The organism is Vibrio sp. 11-4(1), from assembly GCF_013048625.1.
Classification (GTDB): Bacteria; Pseudomonadota; Gammaproteobacteria; order Enterobacterales; family Vibrionaceae; genus Vibrio; species Vibrio diabolicus.
Genome location: NZ_VHSY01000004.1, coordinates 65,045 through 88,037 on the forward strand (window position 1 = coordinate 65,045; position 22,993 = coordinate 88,037).

Sequence of the window (22,993 nt, forward strand, 5' to 3'; positions counted from 1 at the left end):
ATTCTGACACCTTTATACCCAAGCACTAATCGCAATGCAAACTATTATCCTTTGCGTTCACATAGCAAGAGCCTATTCTCATCTGTGGTCTCTGTCTTTATTTTCAAGCTCTTTGCGCCCGTAAGGTCTGGTTACGTATGCGATGAATAGCAACAAACTCTTAAACCTCTTCGCATTTAGCGCTGACATGATCGCAAAAATACACAGCATAAAAACACCCTGATAAAACTGTGTTAACAGTTTCCCTGTGTAGCGTGAGTTATTGCCAATAATTGAATATTGCTGTTTCTTATCCAAAGGAGTGTGAACAACATGAAGTATTTTCTTTCTGAATATCGGGACAATGTAATTAAGTAATTTGGCTATATAGCCCCCTGTTTTGAATAAGGAAATCCACATGTTGTATCTTGAGTTTCTATTTTTGCTCGTGATGCTGTATATCGGCTCACGTTATGGTGGTATAGGCCTTGGGGTCGTATCTGGTATTGGTTTGGTGATTGAAGTCTTCATCTTTAAGATGCCGCCAACCTCCCCTCCTGTCACCGTTATGTTGATAATCTTGGCAGTGGTAACATGTGCATCCATTCTTGAAGCGGCTGGTGGTTTGAAATACATGCTGCAAGTTGCCGAGCGTGTGCTTCGTAAGAACCCAAAACGCGTCACCCTTATTGCTCCGTTCGTGACTTACTTTATGACCTTCCTGCTTGGTACTGGTCACGCGGTTTACTCTATCATGCCAATCATTGGCGACGTTGCGCTTAAAAACGGCATTCGTCCGGAACGTCCAATGGCAGCCGCTTCCGTCGCTTCGCAAATCGCGATTACGGCCTCTCCAATTTCAGCGGCAGTGGTTTACTACTTGGCACAACTCTCTGATATTCAGCACGAGATCACTCTGCTTTCTATTTTGCTCGTTACTGTTCCAGCGACGCTATTCGGTACGTTGCTGATGTCACTTTACAGCCTAAAACGCGGTAAAGAACTGGAAGACGATGAAGAATACCAAGAGCGTTTAAAAGATCCGGTGTGGCGTGAAAAGATCCTCAACACCACTGCAACGTCTCTTGATGAAGTGCTACCAACAAGTGCTCGTAACTCTGTATTGCTGTTCATCGCGTCTATCTTGGTTATCGTCGTTATCGCGATGTGGCCGGACATTCGTACCATCGTAGATGGCGCGAAACCAATCAGCATGGCCGTTGTGATTCAAATGATGATGCTCTGCTTCGGCGGTATCATTTTGCTTGCAACCAAAACTGACCCACGTGACGTACCAAACGGCGTAGTATTCAAATCAGGTATGGTGGCTGCCATTGCGATCTTCGGTATCGCCTGGATGTCAGATACTTACTTCCAATACGCAATGCCTCAGTTCAAATCTGGCATCGTTGAGATGGTAACCAACTACCCTTGGACGTTCGCGCTTGCGTTGTTCATTGTATCGGTTGTGGTGAATTCTCAAGCAGCAACGGCTCGTATGATGCTGCCTGTTGGTCTTGGCTTGGGTCTGGATCCGGCACTGCTTATCGGCCTAATGCCTGCGGTATACGGTTACTTCTTTATTCCGAACTACCCTTCAGATATCGCGACAGTGAACTTCGATACGTCAGGTACCACTAAGATTGGTAAGTGGTACTTCAACCATTCATTTATGTCGGTAGGTTTGATTGGTGTGATTGGTGCTTGCTGTCTGGGCTACTTGTTAGGACAAATGATCATTCCTTCATAATTAGCCAAATCAACAATAAATTAGAGGCGAGTCATTGTACGTTAGCGTACAGCCTGAATGACTCGCCTTTTCTTTGTCACGTTAGTGATTACAGTAAGAAGTCATCATCAATCGCGACAAAGTTATCTGCACAATCAATCAGAGTTTGGGATGTTAGCTTAGGCACACCATAAACGGTCACCGTTTTATTGAAGCGCTGCTGAATTCGTTCCACTAGCAGACTAAAGTCCCCATCTCCAGAAACGAGAATCACTTCCTCAACTTCAGGGGCAATTTCAATCGCATCAAGAGTAATACCGACATCCCAGTCGCCTTTCGAGCTGCCGTCACGACGCTGAATATAGGGTTTAAGCATTACCTCGAACCCAACACCGCGTAAAATGTGATGAAACTGACGCTGTTTTGGATCGTTACTCGCGATGGCATAAGCACGAGCACTCACCACCTCTTTCCCTTGCGTCGCAACATACCAAAACTGGTTGTAATCAAAATTACTGCGATACGCTTCGCGACAGGTGTAATACACATTCTGTACATCAACCAAAATGGCGATCTTTTGTTTTCTTTCTGAATTCATCTTTTCTACGCTTGATTTATTTGCTGCCTACCCTAAGTCAGTTTTGGTAAAAGCACAATGAGCCAATTCCACTAAACTTAACGTATAAACGGTATTTGGGTTTCTAGGGGAACTGTCATGGGCGGAAAGTTACTAGTGATACTACTTTCTTGTATCTTGTCATCGACAGCATTCGGTTATCCAGCACATTCAAAGTACTGGCCGCATCGGAGTGTGCTTTACTTCGCTCCAGAAAACGATGAATACGTTAAACAATTCTTACTCGAAACACTCATGAATGAGTGCGAGTTGGAAGACAGAGATGTGGTCACATTAGTCATTACAGAACAAGGTTACACGTCTCCAGCTTGGCTCAAAGAAGAGTTTGATTTGAAAATGCTTGCCAAGCTGTATGAAATTGAAAAAGGCTCACATACCGCAATTTTACTGGGTAAAGATGGCCAAGAGAAATACCGATGGGGCGCAGAAACGGATTGGCCATTTATCAACAACTTGATTGATCAAATGCCAATGCGTAAGCAAGAAATGCAGAGACGTCACAGCCCCTGCAAAATCTAACCATTAGATGAACTTATTTTCTAAACCAGTCTAGTTTGTTGTGCAACTGAGTCACGCTGCCAACGACGATCAATGCTGGACTGATCGCCTTCTCAGCCATTTCAGAAAGTTCGTTCAGTTTTCCTTGGAACACGCGCTGCTCTGGACGCGTACCATTTTCAATAATGGCGCATGACATCTCTGGATCTAATCCATGAGTGATCAGCTTATCCATGATGTGACCGCTTTGCTTCAAACCCATGTAGAACACAAGTGTGTTGTTAGATTGCGCTAACGAATGCCACTCAATTTCGCGACCGTCTTTTTGCACGTGACCTGTAATAAATTGAACGCTTTGCGCGTGGTCGCGATGCGTTAATGGAATACCCGCGTAAGCTGTTGCACCCGCCGCAGCGGTGATCCCTGGCACCACTTCGTATTTGATGCCATATTCTGCAAGCTCTTCTAACTCTTCACCGCCGCGTCCAAAGATGAAAGAATCACCACCTTTTAGGCGCACAACGCGTTTACCTCCTTGTGCTTTTTGTACCAAGATTTGGTTAATTTGATCTTGAGGTACACAGTGAAAGTCCAGTTTCTTGCCTACATAGATCATCTCAGCAGATGCGTGAGCCAGTTCAAGAATGTCTTTCGACACCAATCGGTCATACACCACAACTTCAGCCGCTTGAATGGCTTTCAAACCTTTGACCGTCAGCAAGTCTGGATCGCCCGGACCTGCACCAACAAGAGAAACAAAGCCGTTGTTTAAAGATGAGTTCGCAGTAGTCATATCAACGCCTATCGGAAATTTGGATATAAAGAGTAACACTCACGTTATTAACTTAAGGTTCAAACTACCCCAAGGAGTTATTACTTTTTATAGCTAAATCAATACAATATCTATTGAAAGTTAAATGAGTTGAATAGCCCCACCCGCAAAAGATAGGGCCATATAAAGCGGTTTATTTTGCGATTGCAGGTTCTGCTTTTACTTCTTCTTCAACTACGCAGATAGAAGGCGCTGTTTTCGCATGAGTTAGGTACAGTGGCAGACAAGTCATTACGAGACCACCAACAATGTTACCTAGAATGGTTGGGATAAGGTTGAAGTTCAACCAAGTCGCGATACCAAAATCCGCACCTAAGATCATACCCAGTGGGAATAGGAACATGTTTACCACGGTGTGCTCGAATACTAGCGCGAAGAAGATGAAGATTGGGAACCACATCATCGCTACACGACCAGATACTGAACGTGCCGTCATGTTGCCGATCACGCCTAGGCACACCATTAGGTTACAAAAGATAGCGCGAACAAAACACGTGATCCATCCGTCCATGCCCATGTTTTCGAAACCAAGGCTACGGGCAGTCGATACAGCGACAAACTTCTTCGCTACCGCGTTCAATTCTAGAGAGAAGTTACCGGTTAGAGAGATAGCCACTAGGTAAGCCACTATTAGAGAACCAATCAGGTTACCCAAACCTACCAATCCCCAGCAACGGAAAATACGAGCCCAAGTGATACCCGGACGGTTAGCAAACTTAGCCAAAGGCGCAAGACCAAAAACACCTGTGACAAGGTCGTAACCCATCACACTGAGAATCACAAAGCCCACAGGGAAAACAAGCGCCCCCACAAGGCCAATGCCTGTTTGTACAATCGCGGTAATAGCAACCACCACTGCAAGAGACAGAATAACGCCTGCCATCGTGCCGCGAAGCAGAAGATCTCGAGTGCTGGTATTAATTTTCGCTTCACCCACGTTGATCATGGTTTGCACGAATTCAGCAGGTTTAAAGTCTGTAGACATGAATGTGTCCTTATTCAAAATTGAAAGTTAAAAAGTTAAAGATTGAATAGAGAAAGGCTTCCAGTTGACACCCACTGCTGTCGACATCATCTCGCTTCCCTGTTCCCCCAAGATGACGCTGGAAAGCCTTTGTCTATTGAATCTAAGTACTCGGTGCATTCCTTCCCCTTAAAGAGGAGGGAATGCAAACCAAGCTTATGCAGAAATTTCTACTTCACCGTTGGTTACGCGCGTTTTGTACGCTTTCACGTTAAAACGCTCGTCTTCCATGCACGCACCTGTTGCCAGGTTAAAGCGTTGCTTTTTAAGTGGGCTTGCTACCCAAAGTTCGCCTTGGTGCTCACAAATCAAACCGCGAGAAAGCACGTTTGATTGGAAGAACGGGTCTGTGTTGCTGATCGCCAGCACTTCTTCTGCTTGTGTTGGGCGGAATACCGCAACTTGCTGACCATCAACCAGTGCACAAACACCCGTGCCCGGTACGATGTCGCTGATTTGGCAAATCTTTTCAAATGACATAATCAACCTTCCCTTATGCTTCAGTGATCGCTACGTGTAGGATGTCGCCTTTCGCTTCAGGGTGTTTTTCCGTGAAAGTTGCCGGGCGGTGCTGTTCACGCTCTTGTACAAACATAACGTTGTCATCGCGCTTGTCAGAGTTGATGAAGTGTGCGAAACGAGTCAGTTGTGATTCGTCATTGATGGTTGCAGTCCACTCACATTCGTACTCATCTACAAGCTTCGCTACGTCTGCTTCTAGTTGAGCGTTAATGCCAAGTTTGTCTTCAACAATCACTTCGCGTAGGTAGTCAACGCCACCTTCCATGTTTTCCATCCAAACGGATGTGCGTTGTAATGGCGCAGCTGTGCGGATGTAGAACATCATGAAGCGATCGATGTACTTGATTAGCGTTTCTTTATCTAGGTCGCTGGCTAGTAGGTCTGCGTGACGAGGTTTCATGCCGCCGTTACCACAAACGTACATATTCCAACCTGCGTCAGTGGCGATAATACCAAGGTCTTTACCTTGTGCTTCCGCACACTCACGAGTACAGCCAGAAACACCGAACTTCATCTTATGAGGCGTACGAATGCCTTTGTAACGGTTCTCGATGTAAGAACCTAGACCAACAGAATCTTGAACACCGTAACGACACCAAGTTGAGCCAACACATGTCTTCGCCATACGAAGTGCTTTTGCGTACGCTTGACCTGTTTCGAAACCAGCGTCGATAAGCTTGCGCCAGATCTCTGGAAGATCGTCTTTTTGAGCACCGAACAGACCAATACGTTGAGCACCGGTTACTTTGGTGTATAGGTTGTATTCTGCAGCAACGTTCGCTAGTGCACCCAGTGCTTGAGGTGTAACTTCACCACCCGCCATACGTGGGATTACGGAGTAAGTTCCGTCTTTTTGAATGTTACCTAGGAAGTTATCGTTCGTGTCGTGCAGCTTAACCAGTTGTGGCTTAAGAATGTGCTCACCCCAGCAAGAAGCCAAGATAGAACCAGCCAGTGGTTTACAAACTTCACAGCCGTAACCTTTACCGTATTTCTCCAGAAGCTCATCAAACGTTTTGATCTCTTCAATACGGATTAAGTGGAACAGCTCTTGGCGCGAGTAAGCAAAGTGCTCACACACGTCGTTCTTCACTTCGATACCCGATTTAGCAAGCTCAGCATTTAGAACAGACGTCACTAGAGGAATACAACCACCACAGCCTGTACCTGCGCCAGTCACTGCTTTGATGTCGCCCAATGTATGATGACCATCAGCAACCGCTTGAGCGATCTTGCCTTTGGTTACATCGAAACATGAACAGATCACCGCGCTTTCTGGTAGAGCGTCTGCACCTAGTGCTGGTTTCTCAGCGCCTGCGTGTGCAGGAAGGATCAATGCGTCTGGGTGTTCTGGTAGGTCGATTTCGTTCAACATCAATTGAAGCAGATCGCCGTAGTCAGACGTATCACCCACGAGTACTGCACCTAGCAGCTTCTTGTTGTCTTCAGAAACGATAAGACGTTTGTAAACTTCTTGTTCTTCGTTCTGGTAAACGTAACTCTTACAGCCTTCAGTACGACCGTTCGCGTCACCGATAGAGCCAACTTTCACGCCAAGAAGTTTCAGCTTCGCAGACATGTCAGCGCCTTCGAATTTGCTCTCTGTGTTACCTAGTAGGTGACCAACAGCAACCGTCGCCATCTTGTAACCCGGAGCAACAAGACCGTAGAACATGTCGTTCCAAGACGCACACTCACCAATCGCGTAGATGTTCTCATCAGAAGTCTGGCAGTGGTCGTTGATGGCAACACCACCACGAGGGCCAACTTCTAGCTCCATTTGACGTGCTAGTTTGTCTTGTGGACGAATACCCGCTGAAAATACAATGAAGTCTGTTTCTAACTCAGTGCCGTCAGCAAAACGCATAACGTTGCGTGCGTTTGTGCCTTCTGCCGCAATCTCAAGCGTATTTTTGCTAGTATGAACGTTCACACCCATACGCTCGATCTTTTGACGAAGTTGGTTACCACCAGCAAGGTCAAGTTGCTCAGCCATCAGCTTTGGTGCGAACTCAACAACGTGCGTTTCTACACCCAATGCTTTTAGTGCGCCTGCCGCTTCAAGACCTAGAAGACCACCACCGATAACCACGCCTGATTTGCTGTTTTTCGCACACGCTTCAATCGCTTTTAGATCTTCGATAGTGCGGTAAACAAAACAGTCTTTGCTTTCATGACCTTTGATAGGCGGGACAAATGGGAATGAGCCTGTAGCAAGAATCAGCTTGTCGTATTGAACTTCGCGACCAGTGCTTGAATAAATAATGCGGTTTTCACGGTTAATGTTAATCGCACGTTCACCGATCAACATATTGATGCCGTGTTTCTCGTAGAAGCCTTCTTTTACTAAAGAAAGTTCATCTGCAGTATGGTGAGAAAAGTAAGAGGAAAGGTGCACACGGTCGTATGCGACACGAGGTTCTTCACAGAAAACGGTAATCTCCATATTAGAGATATCAGCTTTCTCGACTAAGTCTTCAATATAACGGTGCCCTACCATACCGTTACCGATGACTACTAGCTTCAACTTGCTCATTATAATTCCTAAGGGTTAGGTTCTTATCACTGAGCTCATTGTTAATTGTGAAAGAAAATTAATACATGATGTAAATCAATTACAATTTCAAACTACCCTAAAGGGGTAGATAAACGTTTTTATCTTGATATTGAAGAATAAAAGGTAATTTATTAACGGATGTTGGTAGTTTTTACAAAATGAGATAACCGCAGTCATGCTCACAAAGGGCTATACAGTTTTGGCTTTTACAGAATGGCAATGATTGTCGAGTTAAACCACGCTAACGATAAACCCTGCTTTGTTTAAAAACAAAGCATTCGTTTTAACCTAGCCGTTTCAAGGCTATTAAAGGTGAACAACTGAAGTGACTGAAAGTTTTAGAAAAATCAAGTCTCACAACAAAAATCTTTTACTAGCTAAGTCGCACTATAAAGACTAGAATCTGATTTAGTTCATATGGAATAAAATCCATATGATTGATACCGTAATTGACATATAGAGTGCCGTCCCATGTTTGTGAGGCGGCCTTTTATTTGGGAGTCATAAAATGTCAGAAAACAATTCTATCTACATTTCAAGCTTAGATATGAACCGAATCACGGCTTTGTTGGATAAAATGCCAAACATCGCGGCGGAGCTTGTTGAGCTAGAAGCAGAGCTAGACCGTGCGACGGTTCTTGAGCCAGAACAAATGCCAGATAATGTGGTCACGATGAACTCAACTGTAGAGTTTAAATTTGCAGGTGAAGATAGAACCATGACAAAGACACTGGTTTACCCATCTGAGCTGAAAAGCAGTGATGATATTTCCATTTTTGCGCCCGTAGGCAGCGCACTGATCGGCTTGTCTGTTGGTCAAAAACTTGAATGGCCAATGCCAAATAATCAAGTGAAGACAATTGAAATTGTCGATATCACCTACCAGCCTGAGCGTTGTGGTGCACTAAACCGCTAACCCTCAGTAGTCCCGGTGCAAAGGCCTCATTTATGACTTTGCACCAGGAGAGCCCCTCGCTTATCCCCTATTTCCTTCTTTGTTTTTCCAAGCATTTACTTTGCTGCTCTTAAGTAACATCACCGATTCTTTATTATTTACCGCATATTCAATGCTTATATCTCCAAGCTCAATCATAGAAATTGCAAAGTATTTTTCGTATATTGTCGCTCCGAAAACGACGTAAATTATGCGCAAAATGGAAGAATATCTAACTAAAATTGCCTGCTTAGAAAAAGAAAATAAAGAGCTGAAGCGGAAGAATGCGCGACTACAAGAAAAGTTGAATGCTGCACTCGACAGTAATGGACTGTGTTTGTGGGAGCAGCATATTCCTTCAGGTACTTTGACGATATTCAATATGCAGTGGGGCAAAATGCTAGGTTATCAGCCCCATGAGTTAACCGCGACGGTTGAAACGTGGAAAAACAATCTCCACCCTGAAGATTATGATCTTGCGGTGGGTGCATTTGAAGATCACCTAGCTGGCAAAACCGACCTTTACGAGGTAGTTCATCGCATGATTCATAAAGACGGCAGTGATAGTTGGGTCTACGATCGAGGGCGCATCGTCGAGTATGGTTCTGATGGCGAACCACTACGCATGATGGGCACTCATATCGATATTACAAAAGAAAAGCGATATGAGCAGCAACTGGCTAAGTTAGCTTCGAGTGATCCATTGACCGGACTGTTAAATAGAAAAGCAATAGAGGAAAACTTTAATCATCAACCTCAAACCAAGCCGTCTCAGCAGTCTGCCTTAGTGTTTGTTGATATAGATAATTTTAAAGCAGTTAACGACCAGCTAGGCCATCATACTGGTGATACTCTCCTCATTAATATCGCCAATAGCTTAACAGAGCTTGCGCCAAGCAAGTCTCAAGTCGGACGCATAGGAGGAGATGAGTTTGTCGTTTTAAGCTCTTATTCAAATCAAGAAGAAATATCTCAACTTTGTGATCGACTCTTAAGTTCCATCATTCCTGCGATAAATCAGGACTTAAATACAGTAACGATTGGAATGAGCATCGGTGTTTGTCTATTTGATAAAGGAAAACAACAGTTTAATGAAGTTTATCAAAAAGCCGATCATGCAATGTATGAGATAAAGAAAAATGGCAAAAATGGCGTTGCCTATATCCAGATATAATAAGTCTCTTGTTTTTTGAAATTAATATTTCTTTAATTTGACAATTTTCTCTATGGAATTGATAGCGTCTTATTTTTAATAAGTCATTTATATAGGAAACAAAAGAAATAACAAACAATTAAGAGTGTTGCATACTACACGGTGTAATATTATTACTGTCTTTGTAACTGCTTTTGTTGCATACAATATTATTTCTTATTATTTTTATAAAAACCACCAGTAAAAAGTAGTTAAACATTATAATTCATGAACTTATAAAAACCGAAATGCATGGTTGAATTTTAACCACCCCTTCTGCTAATATCTCGCATCGTGTTTAAAAGTAATAAACACACACAAATATAAAACAAACTTTATAAAACATAATGCACACTTGATAATTACTGGTTCTATTTGGATAGAGCTCGGTATTTATTTTATTTAAAACATTATGAATTTGTAATTTCATTTAATATCAAAATATTAAGTAGGTATATAAATTGAAGAAGGTCATCCTCCCTCAATTGGGCTTTGTTGCGTCAAATTTACGCTTGCTAGCTCTAGGCTTTGTAACCCTCGTGTCAGCATATTCTTTTTCATCAGAGGCTTATGCTGAGCAAGTGGCTAGTGGTGAACAAAAAACATTAGTTGTACTCGTCAATTTCCAAGAAAACCCTCAAGAGATCCCGATCTCTAAAGAAGACGCCCATCATGTTGTTTTTAATACCGTTAGCGACTTCTATTCGCAAATGTCCCAGGGGCAACTTTGGCTATCTGGTGATGTTGCTGGAACATTCACCTTGCCGATATCAAACCAAATTTGTGATGATGATGCTGTAGCAGCGGAAGCCAACAAAATGGCTGAAACTGCGGGATATCAACTATCAAACTATGACCGTTTTATCTACTTAACAACCAAAACTGGATGTGCATCAGAAGGCTCTGGTAGCCAAGGAGTAACTCCCTCTAGAGCGTCAATAAATGCGGTTTTCGAGCCTCGAGTTATCGCCCATGAATTAGGACATAATTTTGGATTGCATCACGCTTCCGCACTCGACTGTAAAGACGGTACGTTGGCTGGTGATTGCCGTGTCATAGAGTACGGTGATAGCTACGATACAATGGGTAACTACGATATGGGTTACTTTAGCGCCTTCCAATTGGAAAACTTAGGGTGGCAGACCTCCCCTGCTCAAATCATTTCTAGTGATGGTGTTTACTCTATTGATGCCTATGAAGACTTTGAAAGTACTTCATCAAAAGTTTTAAAAATCCCAAGAGGTACCGATCCAATTACAGGTCAGCGCCAATGGTTTTACGTTGAATATCGACAAGCTTTTGGCTACGACAGCTTTTTACGTGACCGTTCGTACATCGTTTACCGCCAAGATGTGACAGAAGGTGTAGTTGTGCGCCTAGCGACAGACGGTGATCTTAAAAGTAGCCGCTTGCTACACATGAAGCCTGACTCCACTTTCAAACAATTATTTGGGAGTAATGACTGGGAAGACCCTGCTCTTCCAATTGGTGGAACGTTCACCGATCCAAAAACAGGCGTGTCGATTACTTTGGAAAGTGCTAATGGTCAAAACGCACAGGTCAGTGTCATATTTGGTGGTGAATCAGGGCAATGCGTTGCGACATCGCCTCTACTCTCTCTAACCCCACTATCAGGTTCTGATGCTAATGCCGGAGAAACGTTAGCGTATAATCTTAAAGTGACGAACCAGAACAATACAGAATGTGCAGACGCGACCTATACAACGGCTTTAAGCGTTCCTGACGGATGGAATTATGACGCAAGCGCCTTGACGGTTCCTTCCGGCATGAGTGCAGAAACGACGGTCATGGTTACGTCAAACAGCGATGCTCAGCCGAACTCTTACAGCATAACCGTTGACGTTATAGATGCTGAAAATGAACAATCAGCCAAAACCGAGCTATCTTACACAGTGTTGTCTGAGTCAACGTCACCACTTGAGGCGGTGAATGATAGCGTAACGGTCAGTGATAAATCCGTCGTTCGCATCGAACAGTTAAATAATGACTCGTTTGAACAATCGACCTCTCTTGCAATTACGGTCGCTAAGCCAAACAAAGGCAGCGCCCGTGTACTGAGCGATGGCTCCATTGAATACACACCATCGAAGAAGTTTAAGAATAATGATTCATTTACTTATACGATCAGTGACGGTCAATCTTCTTCAACCGCGACGATTAGCATCACCTTACAATCGACTTCTGGTGGGAATGGTGGTGGAAACGGTAAAGGGAAACCGAACTAAATCACGAAATTCATATGAAAAAGCCTGGAGAATACTCCAGGCTTTTTATTCACAAGACGTCAATTAGTTGCTTGGTGCAGGACAAATATCACAGTCTGCAGAAGCTGTATTCGTCGCTTGAGTATTATCGATTTTCAAGAAACCAACCGCCGTCACAGTATCACGGAAAGATTGTGTTTCTGCATTGCTAAATGCCGTTGGGATATAACTACCAGTATAAGACTGACATTGATCCGAAGCGAGTTCGATATTATTCACTACTGTCACGTCATCAGAAGCATCCTCAGGCGTACCTGAGTCATCCACAACAGAAACATTCACTAAAGTAAGTCCAGGCGTTGTGTTACATACCATTCCCGAGAAGCTCACTTCAGCAATGATACCATTTTCAGTAAGCTTGAAGCCGCTTTCACATGATTTCGTTACACTAATCATTGGAGACAAGCTCAATGACTCACATGGATCACTTGCGGTATCAGTAATGGTCGCTTGGCCACCCGGAGTCGCAGCTGCTGTGACTTTCACCGTATTAGTTAGACCATTGCTTGTACTTTCAAAACTGCCGCTGTATGAAGCACTATCACCTGAAGCAATGGCACCTAAGCTATGTGTAGTACCTGCTTCTAAGTCCTCTACAACAACATCGTAGAGCGTACCGACACCATCATTAATCACGTCGCCGCTGTATGAGTAAACGTAACCATCTTCTGTTTCATTCACGACCGCTTGATTACATGTTTTGGTGATATCAACACTACACAACTCAAAGTCACCAACCACAAAGTCTTTCAACTGAGCGGTAATACTGCTTGATGCTCTTGTTTCGGCTGCAAACGAGCTAAAACAGGTGTCTGTTTGTAGAAGTTCAGTAAGGTTTACACCACCTTCAAAGAAGGTTTCTGGAGGGAAGACATTTTCGACACCACTTTTTGGCGTATACGCCCATGGTGCAGGTGAGTCAGTTGTATTGGTTGAAGCACACACATCTTGCGCGCCTGGTGAACACAGTGCATTTGTCTTAACTTTCAAACGTAAGTTTGTCGCAGCACACTGACCATCTTGTGGATTATTGTTATCAGCTTTCGCACAAGTTGTGTCCCATTCAAGAACCAAAATTTCTGGCCCCTCATTTGCCCCTTGCAAATAATTCACCTGAATCAAAAGGTCACCAGCAATATGTTGACCAGTGAATGTACCGTCTGGGTTTGTACTGACTGAGTCTTGATAAAACCAAAAACCTAAGAAGGCATCACCGCTGTTACCAAAACGGTCTGCACCAAAGGTGAGTACAAGGTCATTATTAATGTTGTATGCCGCTGCATACGCATGAAGAATGTCCCCTTTATCAAGTACCGTACCAGTCTTCCAACCAAGTTCCGGTATGTCTTTGATGTCTTTATTACCACCAGTAAAGATTGTATCCGGTGTTGCCGTGTCATTCTCAAAGCTAAATACTAATGCTCCACCACTGTTTGGCGGCGTTGACCAGTCATCTGGAGCACCTACTCCAGAATCATCTATCGCATTAGCATTTGCTTCTAACTCAAATACGCCATCTGTTGGTGTTGCAAATGCAGAGCTACCTATTAGCAAGCTTGTAAATATTGCATAAAGAAAGCTCTTCATCGTATGCCAGATACCTGACTTACAAGAATTCATAACCTACTCCTTAGAACGCTTCTAAAGCTAGACGAAGGTCCCTATGTCATTAATTGCCTTTTAAGAAAGAGTGAAAGCGAGATACAACTTTCGTTTCGAGCTCGTATAACGCATAGAGCATGCCACTACTTAAGGTTATGATTTTATTAAACTAAATATTTTCAACAGCGAAGAGAATGAACAGAGTGTTCAATTTTAAAGAAAGAGAAAGAAAACAAAAGAGACAAAAAAACCTACGATAACAAAGATATATACGTGTTCTAGGATAATGTTACAGATTGACACTTTATTGTTTACACCTGTGACAGATGCGCAAAAGCGACGGTATTGAAACTGTCCACTATGAATATGAAATAGACGCTTACTCACCTACTCCCAATAATGTGAAGGTGATGTGTAACACCTGTTTGCATAGTGTTACATCCTTTACACATCTAATTGAATACTCATTTAACTAAAACATATTCAGTCGTTTAGCGAATAAGTTTTAGCTCAACCATTTATGAAAATATAAACAAACTGTTCACCCCTCTGTACAAAAATAAAAAATAATCAACAAATACAAAGGGTTAAATGTGGAACACTCTATGCTAGTCAACTGGCGCAGTTTAACTCTGTGAGAAAACTATCACGTATGTGGGCTCAAGGACGTAGCGAGCCCACTTACACAAGGAGGTTTTATGAAAACCATATTTAACTCTTGGTGGGGCAATAAGAGTTACCGTTGTTCCACTTTATGTAGCCAGAATATACTTACAGCGATCAATATCAGCAGCATGTTTAAGCTGTTTACTTGGGTCATAGCGGTTAGCTTAGTGCTAAGCTCTCAAATTGTTTACGCATCCGCTGGCGACCCTTCAAGCCGAGGCGTGCAACCAATATTTGTTGAAGGGAATAACACCTGTCAACAATTACTTCCAGGGATCGATGGTTTGATAGAATACAAGCTTGAGCCAGTTACAGACGGCACTTTCGGTGATGGCATGCTTGAAGTGGTTATTGATCAGCAACCTGGGGCAAAAACCTTCAGTTGGGATCAAGGTGATAGCCCTGTGATTATGCAAGCTATCTTCGTAAAAGGTGGTCCTGACGGAAACCTATATAACTACTTTACAGATGGATTATTGTATCAAGATGATGCCTTACTACATGCACCTGTGGGTAACAATGGTAGATACTATGGCTTAAGTCATATTTCATTCTGTTACACACCAGGCGTACCAGACATTAAAATCACTAAAACTTGTACATTTGGTGATGTTGTCAATGGTAACACTTTGAAATACAACTATAAACTCACTGTAGAAAACACCGGTGACTTTGCATTGTATGATGTTGTGGCAACAGACACTACAGCCGTTGACAACGATATGGCTGCCGGTGACCATGTGTTCAATTTAGCGATGCTCGCCGTCGGACAAACGCAAGAGTTTAATGGTTCGTTTATTATTGACCAAAACGGTATCACTAACTACGCAGAAGTAAGCGCAGCACTTGAAACTGGTGGTGGTGTTGCGGTTTCTGACAACGCAGATTGGGAATGCCCAAGCCAAAACATCCCTGGTTCATTGTCTCTAGAGAAAGACTGTAGTGTCGTCGTCGTGAATCGATTTGAAGATACTGGTATTAATGAATACGGTCTTCAAGTCAATTACAGTGGTAGTGTATGTAATACCTCCAATGTCACCATTGACGGCATTGTCGTAATCGACAACAAAGACTCGAATCCAATCCAGGTTGGTATGCTTGCGCCTGCTGAGTGTTACGACTTTACTGGTAACTACGAGCCAATCCCAGGAGATGGTGAAGGCCTTCCATTACCGGGTGAAGAAGTCAGAGCGTTTACAGATACTGTGGATGCGAGTGGTGAAACTATCTTCGGTAATGTTGTCGTAGAAGCGATAACAGCGTCTGCAGAATGTACGCTATGTCCAACTTGTCCAGAGCCAGTTAGCTGCCCTGAATAAAGTCTCTTACAACTTAATAAAACAACGCCTGACGTTAACTCGCCAGGCGTTTTCTTTCGAACTATATCGTTATCGTTCTATTTATTCTTACCTTTCCCATTGTTACCAGAGTTGCCAGAATCGCCACCGGATGAGGACTCTAACTTCACTGAGACCTGAGCGGTCGAGCTGCTTTGACCATCACCTATGGTATAGGTAAAGCTGTCGTTATTTTTGAATTTCTTCTCAGGTGTGTAACGCAGGGTGCCATCTGATAACAGCTCTAGTCGCCCCTTGCTTGGTCTAGTAAAAGAAACCACGCTTGCAGAGTTTTGCTCTCCAACAACATCGTTTGCCATCACATCGATAGTCACCGACTGTTTCGAAGACATAGTCACCTGATCATCAACAGCAACGAGCTCTGGTGATGGTGAGATTTCAGTGGTTACAGAGTAATTCACGGATGCTGCGGTTTGCAGACTTGAGTCCTCTCCGTGCGTCACGATCATCTTCAAAGCATAGTCTTTATCACTAGCGTCAACCGAAGATACGACTGATATCATTACTTGTCCGGTTTCACCTGCTGCTAGCGTGATTGCATTGCTGCTTGCTTTCCAACCAATTGGCACTGACGCGTTCACAGAAAAACTGCTCGCTGAACAATCTGCACTATCTTTGTTAGTAATAGTGACCTGATATTGAACCTCATCGCCGGCTGCAACCGAGTTGTTTGTTGCAGCTTTCGCAGTCACTGATGGAGCATTAACAGTACAAGTCCCGATATTACCGTTGTCAGAGCCGTCAAAGACAACGCTTACTTCGGCGATGCCGTTCGCTGCACTCACCAAACTCAATGTTACACCTGAGTCTGGGTCAGTATAGCTACCACCGACCGGCATAGATGGGTCAAACCAGTCATTTCGGCCAAAAACCGCACGATATTCAGAATCAGTTTTAAAGTGAAGCAGATTACTGCTGCGCCCATCGCCTTCTACAGCGCTTCGAATGATGATGCCATCCGTAACGTCCCCACGATAGAACGAGTAAGAACGAGCATCTAAAAAGTCGTCAAACCCAATAGACTGGCGGTATTCAATGTAAAACCATTTTTTTGCACCTGTAGAAGGATCAGTACCACGAGGTACTTTTATCGTAACTGGCTGATCACTAGTCGTCTCGTAATTCGCGATGGAGTAAGTACCATTTTGAGTAACTTCCAGTGTCTTTGAGGCGTGCTCTCCCTCTAGCCATCCTAGTCGCTCGCGCTGGAAAGTATTCAAATAGCCGATGTCTGGACCACCCATTACATCATAGGTATCACCGTATTCACGCAACGTACAGTTGTCTGAAAGCGTATGCTCGCCACAATCAAGAGCACGAGAGTGATGCAAACCAAAGTTATGTCCAAGCTCATGAGCGATATTCATCGGAGAAAAATCACCATTGATGTGCGCGCGTGAAGGCATGCCATCAATAGTTGCCGATCCAGCGACACCACATGCCGTTTTTGTCATCAAGTAAACAATACGATCGTACTCTTCAAGCTTCACTCCCGCAGCGATGGCTTCTTGATCCGCTGCATCTTGAACAGCGGTAAAATCACAAACCTGATTAGACAACGGTAGATTAAACCAACCCACGACTTTCCCAGACAGCCACATTTGATCAAAAGAGCTTTCACGGTAGAAGTCATTCACTGTGCCAAAGATTAGATTATTTGCCTCTGATAAAGTTAATGGCTGCTCATTTGGGTTTTCTTTGAAGTTCAGCAGGATAACCAATGTATTTTGCTGTCCCGTCGTACTTCCTGCTGCACTGGCGTAATGGATGCTCTGTAAACAAGCGAATATTACTAATAAAAATGACAACCCTTTATTTAGGATTGTTCTATTTATTTTAATATTTTTTATCACTGCTTCACCTAATTTTAAATTAATAACTAGTTCACCTTCCCGCCAATATAAGCAGAAATGGTAGGGTAAAATAATATAAATTTTAGGCAATAAAATGCCCTAGCCTATAAAGCCAAATATGTTCCTATATACATCAACATGGTTATAAAAGGATAACCACCAAAAATATAAGAGCCGGAATCATAGCAAAGCAACCGGTCAAAATTCAACCAGAGCGATAAGTAATTTAGGTTAAGTTTGTGTAATAATAAATTTGTCCATTTTTGTCAGTTACTTAAAATAACCTTATGATTGTTTTATATGAACAACCTTTGTATTCAACAATGACTTTAATAAATCACTTGCACTACAGCTAATTTAAATCATTAAAAATCAAACAAGTAGAAATTGAACTAAAACAACCTCAATTTCATCGCATGAAATTATAACCTTTAAATTCATTAACTTAATAACGAGTCATTCGAATAATATACCTCAACAACTCTTGAGTAATATTATCCATCTTTAATTGTTAAATTTACGTTAAATTAAAGTGGTGAAAAGTTTTTTGCTCACCTAGTTTTATACTCGATTAAAAGACAGACTGAGCGATACAGTGCAATATCAACTAGAGACATATAGAGAAACAAGCAGGATATATGTGCAACTTTATTTTCAGTATTGAACTAAAATCACGTGACAATATGACGCTATAGATAGCAATTCGGGAAAACCAGTTAAAGAATGATTAACTGATAATTGAGGTTGGTATTTGTACAAAAATTAATTATTCAATTAAAAAGTGTGTATTAGAATAGTTTGACAATACCAGATACTAAAAAACCGGCACTAGGCCGGTTTTTAGAAATAGTGGAGGCGCCTCCCGGAGTCGAACCGAGGTCCACGGATTTGCAATCCGCTGCATAGCCACTCTGCCAAGGCGCCTTTCTGATTTTTATATCTCTGTCACCAAAGATTTTGATGGTGCCCCGGGCCGGACTTGAACCGGCACAGCGCGAACGCCGAGGGATTTTAAATCCCTTGTGTCTACCAATTCCACCACCAGGGCAACGCAATCATGCGATGGGTTAGACACCATCTGTCTCAGCGGCCTTTGCCGTGAGAACGAGGGGTACTTTAACGGATTAATTTATCTGGTCAACAAAAAATTAGTCTTTTTTATTCAAATGGTTAAAAAGCCAACTCAAACGAACAAAGGGCGATCATTTTGCTCACAAGAACATCAGCATGCTTTGCTCTCGTTTACTTTGCTTCATCACTTCATGTCAATGAGGAATCGACAAGTCGCACAAATTGGCAGTATGGGTATAAACTTAACTCGTACTGCAGGGGACAAATAAGCGCTCATCATGTTTCGAAAGTCATCATTTCAATTACCGCTACATACTGATTCCGAACTCGACTTCGTAGTGCCCCACTTCTTACTTACTGAATTTGATTATGCACGCTCTCTGGAACAGGGGATCGTCCAAGACTTGGATCCTGAATATACACACCAATATCGCGTCACACTGAGGCGCATACGCTCACTATGCGTGCTACTTCGCGAACTGATACCTCCTTTTGAACAGCGTATTTTGAAACCTCATTTAAAAATAATGATGAAGAAAACAAATAAGCTGCGTGATTTGGACGTATTTATCTTGGACAAAAGCCAATACATTGAAATGCTCCCAAACCACAAACCCTCTCTTGAGCAGCTTTTTGGCTTTATAGAATCCGAACGTGCTTACGAACAGGCAAAAGTTGCGCGTTGGCTAGCGACACAAGAATACACTATGCACTGCACTTTGGTCAGGAATAGTCTGCTGCGAAGTACACAACACGAACGAGTGGATAACAACGTACCTGCGTCACTCTTCGCAAGCCAAAAAGTCTCCGAACAATTTAAAAAGGTCGACAAAGCACGGCGCAAGATCTCGGACAAAAGTTGTGACAACGTGATTCACTCGATGAGGATAAAGTGCAAAGCGCTGCGTTATTTGCTAGAAGGGTTTTCCGCACTCTACCCTTCCCCACAGCACAAAAACAACGTGAAACAATTAAAACTATTGCAAGACAAGCTCGGTGATTTTAACGACACTTCAAGTCAAATTGAATTTTTCACACAGATCAAAGAGGCAGTAAACCTAAATAAAAAAGATCGTAAGACCTTGAAAAAGCTGCTTAACGTGCTTAGTGAACATCACGATATCTCGCGCCAGACCATCTTAACGCACTTAGACCAATTTGAGGCTTTCATCCACGATACCAACACACAAAGTCTCTACCAGCACTAACCTAGGTTCACGTATTTTTAATATTCATTAATTACAGTCAGTCGTTAGGCTCCATAAAGAAAGATAACGTGAAACCATTAAAACGATACCAATATGAGCGCTATGCCGTACTCTGTAATCTCGCCTATCCTCGCGTCTTCAGACAAACTCAATACGGATTCGATCCTAATGGGCAACGAGTCATTAGAAATGAACACGGTAAGATTATGATTCGCGTGCTCTGGAGTAAAAAACAGAGTGAAGTGGTCGTAGTAATTAAAGGCTCACACAGTATCAGTGATTGGTTGTTAAACTTCGCGATGTGGACGAGAAGCTGTCGACGGTTGGGACTGAATTACCGCATTCACGCGGGTTTCTATCATCTTCTGTTTCAAGAAAGTTTACCGAGCCGAAATGAAGATCGGTTGGGGTTGACCGTGATCGAGCGCCTCGAAGGTATCGTTGTACCGCTCATTCTTAGGGGAAAAAGAATCACCATTACTGGTCACTCTTCAGGTGGCGCGATTGGCAGTGTTTTTGCCGACTATATTGAGAAAAAATACCCAAAGAGCATTAAACGCGTCGTGACTTTCGGTCAGCCCGCAGTTGGAGATTGGACCTTTAAAAAACGCTACCGTTTGGGGCACAAAACTTACCGGATTTGTTGCGACATCGACATCGTGACATTCATGCCGCCAGTGCCTTTTCTCTATTGGCATGTAGGCAAAATGCTATGGTTGTATAACGGGAAAATATACGAGAATACGCCAACGTTCATTCGACTTGGACGTTCTCTATTTAGTTGGTTGATGCGACCATTCTCTTATCACTTTATGAGTAAATACATCCGCGATAAAGACTTCTTTGACGAACGCTGAGCTAAGTACCCTAAAACTATGATGTACAGGCACTAAAAAGCCGGACTTAGCCGGCTTTACGTTTTTGTGGTGAATTACAGAGAGGCAATTTCTTTTTCAAGTTGATATTTGCTATCTGTGACTATGCGCTCTAACACTTCAACGCGTCGCTTCAAGTCACCAATTTGCTTGTTAAGGTTATCTTGTTCTTCTTGGCTCATTGTATTACGTTCAGATATCTCCAAGGCTCTTACTTCTTTACGATGATTCAAGATTAACTTAATTATCCCGCCCCCAAATATGGCACCGAACACAATAGCCACAACCAATACATCAGCAATAGATTCCATTCTTCATCTTCCTCTAGATAATGCTCAAATATAAGTTACTCATTTGTTATATGAATATCAAATAACGTATTGATTCACTGCAAAGTTTCATCAAAATTTGCCTGTTCTGTATCAAAATCACAAGAATGGATTACTCAACGCTAACCCAAACCGAGACAGATCCACCATTTACAGGGAACTCAGCCCACCCGTTCGCATCTGTCCAAATGTCTTCAGTTCGGATGCCCAACTTGTCGACATAGCGTGTACTTGGCTTGCCCGTAAACATCCACTTCGAGCCACCTGGTCCATCACTCATGATCACTGCCATTGAATGTGGATGTTCTGCATCGCCCTCGCGAGTCCAGCCAATTACATCCCAATGGTCGAGATAAGAATGTTGTTTGCCATACGCATAGTCTTTACGCAGTGTTACGAGCTCTTCGATGTAAGGCACTTTGACCATATTGATGTCATGCCCTTTATCACTGTACTGCGCGCCGTAGTAATCTGCATAAAACACGGATGGATAACCTTCTTCACGCAATAAGATAAACGCGTAAGCGAGCGGCTTAAACCACCAATCAACCGTCGACTCCAACGCCTGCAAAGGTTGAGTATCATGGTTTTCTACTAAGGTTACCGCTTTGACTGGATTGTCCTTCATCAGCGTACCATCCATGATTTGACGCATATCGTAGCTACCACCCGATTTAGACGCATTGTAGAAGTTCATATGTAACGGTGCGTCGAATAGAGACATGCTGCCAGAAGTTTTGGTGATAAAGTTATGCAGCTGATTCACATCGTAGTTCCAGTACTCTCCGACCGTGAATAGTTCTTTCCCTGTTTTCCAACGTAGGTGATCAATCCATTCTTGAAGATATTGGTATTTGATGTGCTTCACCGCATCCATTCTAAAGCCATCAACACCAGTCATGTTGATGTACCACTCACCCCAATCTTTCAGTTCTTGTTTAACTTCAGGATGATCCATGTCTAAGTCAGCATACATAAGGTAGTCGTAATTCCCCTTTTCAGAACTGACTTCCCAATCCCATGCCTTACCTTCACCTTTGAATTTAAAAATGGCTTTTTCTTTACCTGCATCGTCCCAGTCCACGCCATCAAAATGGTACCAAGTCCAATGGAAGTTAGAGTACTTGTCGTTGCGTCCAGGGAAATCAAACTCCACCCACGCTTCAATCCATTTATCACCAAGTTCAATGTTGCGGTTGTTCCAATCTACCCGCTTAGTATCAACCCAAGATTTCCCATCCGCACCACCACGGTGGTTAAACACCACGTCACCATAAACCTGGATATTGTTATTGTGAGCGGCATTGATAGCGCTAAGATACTGATCTTTCGTGCCGTATTTGGTGCGCACTGATCCTTTTTGATCAAACTCCCCCAAGTCGTACATGTCATAAACGCCGTAGCCGACATCATTACTGCCACCCGCACCTTTGTATGCAGGCGGTAGCCAGAGCGCTGTGAATCCGTTTTCTGCTAGCGTTGGAGCGTTATTTTCCACTTGAGTCCACAGTGTGCCATCGTTAGGCACATACCAATGGAAATACTGCATCATTGTGCCATTCTCAGCAGCCAATGCAGATGAACTTAGCAACAAGGTTAAAGGTAAAATAGTGCGTTTTAATTTAAATGTTTTCATTATTTTTCTCTCACGTTAAGGACTAAAATCCTCCTTTCTGCTCATACACACCAAGCATTGCCAACGGTCACGCTAGCCAAGTTGCTGCCTGTGATACAAAAAGTGCGGATTACAATCGAAGAGAAATTAGCACCAATCACCCTATACAATTATTGAGTTATTTAACATTTATAAAATCAATGACTAGTGCATTGAAAATATTGAAT

17 protein-coding genes and 2 tRNA genes are annotated in these 22,993 nt (G+C 43.0%); 8 read left to right on the forward strand and 11 right to left on the reverse strand.

Annotation, left to right across the window (positions count from 1 at the left end):
* Positions 1 to 397 precede the first annotated feature (397 nt).
* A complete protein-coding gene (locus tag FKN16_RS09235; protein WP_005394592.1) occupies positions 398 to 1,729 on the forward strand; it encodes an anaerobic C4-dicarboxylate transporter in 1,332 nt (443 codons plus the stop codon).
* An 88-nt stretch (positions 1,730 to 1,817) separates the two neighbouring features.
* Here the strand turns inward: FKN16_RS09235 and FKN16_RS09240 are convergent, their stop codons facing one another.
* Positions 1,818 to 2,306: an NYN domain-containing protein gene (locus FKN16_RS09240; RefSeq protein WP_005394594.1), complete on the reverse strand. Its 489-nt coding sequence runs from the start codon at positions 2,304 to 2,306 to the stop codon at positions 1,818 to 1,820.
* 117 nt (positions 2,307 to 2,423) lie between these two features.
* Here FKN16_RS09240 and FKN16_RS09245 point away from each other — a divergent pair, with 117 nt between their 5' ends.
* Entirely contained in the window at positions 2,424 to 2,864 is a 441-nt protein-coding gene (locus FKN16_RS09245) for a DUF4174 domain-containing protein (RefSeq protein WP_012842228.1), read from the forward strand.
* Positions 2,865 to 2,877: 13 nt separating this feature from the next.
* Here FKN16_RS09245 and cobA read toward each other — a convergent pair whose 3' ends face one another.
* The 4 genes from cobA to nirB form a co-directional block, all read right to left on the reverse strand.
* Complete coding sequence (gene cobA, locus FKN16_RS09250) at positions 2,878 to 3,636, reverse strand: uroporphyrinogen-III C-methyltransferase (RefSeq protein WP_170902533.1); 759 nt, start codon at positions 3,634 to 3,636, stop codon at positions 2,878 to 2,880.
* Between the two features lie 172 nt (positions 3,637 to 3,808).
* Positions 3,809 to 4,660 (reverse strand): formate/nitrite transporter family protein, encoded by an 852-nt coding sequence (locus FKN16_RS09255; protein ID WP_170902534.1) that lies wholly within the window; start codon positions 4,658 to 4,660, stop codon positions 3,809 to 3,811.
* A gap of 195 nt (positions 4,661 to 4,855) precedes the next feature.
* A complete protein-coding gene (gene nirD / locus FKN16_RS09260) occupies positions 4,856 to 5,179 on the reverse strand; it encodes a nitrite reductase small subunit NirD (protein ID WP_054867640.1) in 324 nt (107 codons plus the stop codon).
* A gap of 13 nt (positions 5,180 to 5,192) precedes the next feature.
* Entirely contained in the window at positions 5,193 to 7,757 is a 2,565-nt protein-coding gene (gene nirB, locus FKN16_RS09265) for a nitrite reductase large subunit NirB (protein WP_170902535.1), read from the reverse strand.
* Positions 7,758 to 8,286: 529 nt separating this feature from the next.
* Between nirB and rnk the strand changes: the two genes are divergently transcribed.
* From rnk to FKN16_RS09280, 3 genes are all read left to right on the forward strand, one after another.
* Positions 8,287 to 8,694: a nucleoside diphosphate kinase regulator gene (rnk, locus tag FKN16_RS09270; RefSeq protein ID WP_005394604.1), complete on the forward strand. Its 408-nt coding sequence runs from the start codon at positions 8,287 to 8,289 to the stop codon at positions 8,692 to 8,694.
* Positions 8,695 to 8,932: 238 nt separating this feature from the next.
* Positions 8,933 to 9,886: a sensor domain-containing diguanylate cyclase gene (locus FKN16_RS09275; RefSeq protein ID WP_170902688.1), complete on the forward strand. Its 954-nt coding sequence runs from the start codon at positions 8,933 to 8,935 to the stop codon at positions 9,884 to 9,886.
* Between the two features lie 479 nt (positions 9,887 to 10,365).
* Positions 10,366 to 12,150, forward strand: a complete 1,785-nt coding sequence (locus tag FKN16_RS09280; protein ID WP_170902536.1) for an Ig-like domain-containing protein — start codon at positions 10,366 to 10,368, stop codon at positions 12,148 to 12,150.
* 63 nt (positions 12,151 to 12,213) lie between these two features.
* Here the strand turns inward: FKN16_RS09280 and FKN16_RS09285 are convergent, their stop codons facing one another.
* Positions 12,214 to 13,809 carry a hypothetical protein gene (locus FKN16_RS09285; protein ID WP_012842220.1) on the reverse strand — a complete coding sequence of 532 codons (1,596 nt, stop codon included), beginning with the start codon at positions 13,807 to 13,809 and terminating at the stop codon, positions 12,214 to 12,216.
* Positions 13,810 to 14,489: 680 nt separating this feature from the next.
* Here FKN16_RS09285 and FKN16_RS09290 point away from each other — a divergent pair.
* Positions 14,490 to 15,776 carry a hypothetical protein gene (locus FKN16_RS09290; RefSeq protein ID WP_041853064.1) on the forward strand — a complete coding sequence of 429 codons (1,287 nt, stop codon included), beginning with the start codon at positions 14,490 to 14,492 and terminating at the stop codon, positions 15,774 to 15,776.
* A gap of 77 nt (positions 15,777 to 15,853) precedes the next feature.
* Here the strand turns inward: FKN16_RS09290 and FKN16_RS09295 are convergent, their stop codons facing one another.
* The 3 genes from FKN16_RS09295 to FKN16_RS09305 form a co-directional block, all read right to left on the reverse strand.
* Positions 15,854 to 17,536, reverse strand: coding sequence for an Ig-like domain-containing protein (locus FKN16_RS09295; RefSeq protein WP_170902689.1), 1,683 nt, complete (start codon positions 17,534 to 17,536; stop codon positions 15,854 to 15,856).
* Positions 17,537 to 18,518: 982 nt separating this feature from the next.
* Positions 18,519 to 18,592, reverse strand: a tRNA-Cys gene (locus FKN16_RS09300).
* 37 nt (positions 18,593 to 18,629) lie between these two features.
* Positions 18,630 to 18,716, reverse strand: a tRNA-Leu gene (locus FKN16_RS09305).
* 301 nt (positions 18,717 to 19,017) lie between these two features.
* On the opposite strand from FKN16_RS09305, the gene FKN16_RS09310 reads away from it, so the two are divergent.
* The gene (locus tag FKN16_RS09310; RefSeq protein ID WP_170902537.1) at positions 19,018 to 19,947 is read left to right on the forward strand and encodes a CHAD domain-containing protein; all 930 of its coding nucleotides are present in this window, start codon (positions 19,018 to 19,020) and stop codon (positions 19,945 to 19,947) included.
* A 68-nt stretch (positions 19,948 to 20,015) separates the two neighbouring features.
* On the forward strand, positions 20,016 to 20,804 hold the full coding sequence (locus FKN16_RS09315) for a lipase (RefSeq protein ID WP_047009223.1): 789 nt from the start codon (positions 20,016 to 20,018) through the stop codon (positions 20,802 to 20,804).
* 74 nt (positions 20,805 to 20,878) lie between these two features.
* Here FKN16_RS09315 and FKN16_RS09320 read toward each other — a convergent pair whose 3' ends face one another.
* A complete protein-coding gene (locus tag FKN16_RS09320; protein WP_012842214.1) occupies positions 20,879 to 21,133 on the reverse strand; it encodes a hypothetical protein in 255 nt (84 codons plus the stop codon).
* A gap of 130 nt (positions 21,134 to 21,263) precedes the next feature.
* On the reverse strand, positions 21,264 to 22,787 hold the full coding sequence (gene amyS, locus FKN16_RS09325) for an alpha-amylase (RefSeq protein WP_170902538.1): 1,524 nt from the start codon (positions 22,785 to 22,787) through the stop codon (positions 21,264 to 21,266).
* Between the last annotated feature and the right edge of the window lie 206 nt (positions 22,788 to 22,993).